The organism is Cognatishimia coralii, assembly GCF_037478305.1.
GTDB lineage: Bacteria > Pseudomonadota > Alphaproteobacteria > Rhodobacterales > Rhodobacteraceae > Cognatishimia > Cognatishimia coralii.
On the sequence record NZ_JBBGAZ010000031.1, the window covers coordinates 1 to 3,254 of the forward strand.

General features: G+C 58.3%; 3 protein-coding genes. All 3 read left to right on the forward strand.

The window, feature by feature from the left end; genetic code table 11:
* The first annotated feature begins 146 nt into the window (after positions 1-146).
* Entirely contained in the window at positions 147-1,781 is a 1,635-nt protein-coding gene (locus tag WG622_RS19145; RefSeq protein WP_024099411.1) for a TnsB C-terminal domain-containing protein, read from the forward strand.
* 1 nt (position 1,782) lies between these two features.
* Positions 1,783-2,664 carry a TniB family NTP-binding protein gene (locus WG622_RS19150; RefSeq protein ID WP_024099410.1) on the forward strand — a complete coding sequence of 294 codons (882 nt, stop codon included), beginning with the start codon at positions 1,783-1,785 and terminating at the stop codon, positions 2,662-2,664.
* A partial coding sequence (locus WG622_RS19155) for a TniQ family protein (protein WP_339404903.1) occupies positions 2,661-3,254 on the forward strand: 594 nt, incomplete at its 3' end. The genes WG622_RS19150 and WG622_RS19155, both read left to right, overlap by 4 nt.

Below are 3,254 nucleotides of genomic sequence, written 5' to 3' on the forward strand. Positions count from 1 at the left end.
TGTCGCGTAGCCCTTAATTGTGAGATGAGAAATCCAACGAAATCAACGGCCTTGCTTTGCCCTTAAATATGATATTTTGCCTTTAAATCCGATATTTTTGCCCTTAAACCTGAGACAGGGTTCGCAGCTTCGTGTGGCAAATATTGATGGATGATGATCGCGAAGACTTCGTTGCCGCTGGTGCTGAGGAGGCGCGCAGGGCGGCCGTTCTGCGTCCGCTTGTTCAGGCATATCTCAAAGGAACTGGCAGTCTGGAAAGTGGCATCAATGACGCCGTTTGGGAGCTTGGTGTCAGCAGGGCGACTGTCTGGCGCTGGATAAAGCGTCTGGCCGAAGAGGGTGGGCGCACCAGCGCGCTGGCTTCTCGGAAACGGGGCCGCCCGACTGGTACAACCTTGATATCCGGCAAGGTGGAAGCGGTGATCGAAGAACATCTTCGCCGTTATTTCTTACGGCGGGAACGCCCAAGCCTGTCGCGCATCGTGACAGAAATCCGAAGCGCGTGCTGGCAGCAGGGCTTGCAACCGCCGACACGTCGGACGGTTCAGCGCAGGCTGGATGCAATGGATGCCCGTGAAATTGCCAAGGCACGCGAAGGCGCAAAGGCGGCCCGCCAGAAATTTGCGCCGGTCGTAGGCGACAACAAGGCAAACCGGCCACTGGAGGTCGTGCAAATCGACCATACGCCTGCGGACATCATTCTCGTCGACAGTTTTGAACGCAAACCAATTGGGCGGCCTTGGGTCACGCTGGCGATCGACGTCGCAACGCGGATGGTGACCGGATATTACACCTCTCTCGAGGCACCTTCGCGTCTGTCGGTGGCGCTTTGCCTGACACAGGCTGTGGCCCCCAAGGCGGAACTTCTGGCGGAATTGGTGCGCAATGTTCCTTGGCCCGCGCAGGGTAAACCGCATAGCATCCACGTCGATAACGGGCGCGATTTCCGGTCGCATGCCTTTCGGTCGGCATGTGCGGAATGGGGGATCGATCTGGTCTATCGGCCGCCAGGCAGTCCTCATTTCGGAGGGCACATCGAACGATTGATCGGCACGATGATGGGGGCCGTGCACCTGTTGCCTGGAACAACGCAATCCTCGGTCGTGGCCAAGGGCGACTATGACGCCGAGGGCATGGCCACGATGACCTTAAGCGACTTCGATCGCTGGTTTGCTCTGGAAATCTGCCGCTACAACAACAGCATTCATTCAAGTCTTGGCTGCACGCCCGTTGCCAAATGGGAGGCGCTCTCAGAGCAAATGATGGGCGATATCCCCTTCGAGATTGAAGCCTTTCGGGTGAGCTTTCTGCCAAGTGAACTGCGCAAGGTCAGGCGTGACGGCATCCATCTGTTCCAGATACGGTACTGGTCCGATGCGCTTGCAGGCCACATCGGGCGCGGGGATGGAAAGGTGGTCGTCCGCTACGACCCTCGCGACCTCTCGGTGATCTGGGTCGAACTGGATAATGACCGATACGTCGAAGCTCGGTACCGAAACCTGGAAATTCCGCCTGTGTCGCTCTGGGAATATCGCGAAGCCATGAGGAATGCCCGTGCCCTTGGCAAGTCCGGGTCCAATGAGCTGGTCCTGGCTGAGCTGATCCGACAGCAACGCCAAATCGAGTCTGAAAGCCGGAGCCTGACGAGGGCCGAACGCCGATCCCGTGAAAGAAAAGGGACATTGGAGGGCGCCAACTCGGCCGTCTCAACAACCGAAGGGCTGCGCGCGATCGATACGGGTGATACATCGCGCCCATTGTTCAAGGTGGAGAGATGGTGAATTGAGGGCAGGAAAAACAGAGGAAGACGGTCGGATCACCCTCATTCAATCGGATATCTGGATTGGCTTTCCGCGGGCCGAACAAGTTCTGGACCGTTTGCAGTGTATGATCGAAGCGCCAAGGCAAACCCGTATGCCTGGCCTTCTTGTGCATGGCGCGTCCGGGATCGGAAAGACGATGATCGCCCGCAATCTTTCGCGCAGATATGCACCGGAATATGACCCAGCATCGGGAATTACGCGAACGCCGCTGTTACTGTTACAAGCACCACCAGCTCCCGACGAACGACGGTTCTATCTGCACATCCTGGCGACCGTCGGGGCACCGGCCACGGCACTGAGCGCGCGCGCTCAAAATGTGGCTTCCCTCGAAGTCCGTGTCGTCGCGCTCTTGCGCGACCTTGGCCTGCGGATGATCATGATCGACGAAGTCCACAACCTCTTGGCCGGGACCCACCGCGAACAGCGCCGCTTTCTCAATGTTCTGCGGTATCTCAGCAATGAACTCGAAGTGTCGCTGGTCTGCCTGGGGGTCAGCGAGGCCGTCGATGCCATCCGTGGTGATATCCAGCTTGCCAGGCGGCTGGACGAACATCACCTTCCAAACTGGCGCGACGACGCCGAGTTCTCGGACATGATCCAGACACTCATCGCGGCAATGCCCCTCGAGAAGAAATCCAATCTGAAGGTCAAGTCACTAAAGCAGATACTTGCGCTGACCGGCGGGGTGACCTCGCGCATCTTCGCCCTGATCAAGGATCTTTCCATCGACGCCATTGTCACAGGTGATGAATGCATCACCGATGACGCAATCGCAAAATGGACGCCGGTTTGGTCGCGCCATGCGAACCCCCATCGGCGGCTCGAGAAGTCCGGGGTGTGAAGCCGCACCCGCTGCCCAAGACTGTCGCGCCGCTGCCCGACGAGTTGTTGTCAGGTTGGTTGTCTAGGCTGGCGGCGGCCAACTACTGTGATGATGCGGAACTACTGGCTCATCTCAGAATCGATACCGCGCATGGCACCGCCTTGAACTTCAACGTCGACGCGGCTGCGGCGGCGAAGATTGCCAACGCCGCACGGATTGACCCAGATGTTGTGCGATCTTTGACCTTCCCAGCAATGACGACACGAGAAGCCTCGCTGACGGCCCAGATACCATTCCAGCATTGCCTGCAATGTTCCAGAGAGGGCCTTTCGCTCAAGCATTGGAGGCGAGCCTGGGCATTCGACTGCCAGGTTTGTGGGACGAGACTTGTGCCGACGCTCGGCAAGGCCAGTGGCGAACAGATGCCCGAAAAGCTGATAAATCGTGCGCGCAACGGCGCCGCGCGGCTTGAATACGCCGCGCGATTACGCAGCTCCAAGCAATTTCGGCGCGCAATGCGCGCGGTCACCTTTGCCATATCATTAAAGGCCTTCCGCGGAGATCCGTTATACGCTCTTCAGGGCCACAGGCTGGAAGTAAGGCTGTTT

Coding starts and splice junctions, on each gene's coding strand:
- WG622_RS19145 (WP_024099411.1), top strand. CDS start 147: ATGGATGATGATCGCGAAGACTTCGTTGCCGCTGGTGCTGAGGAGGCG.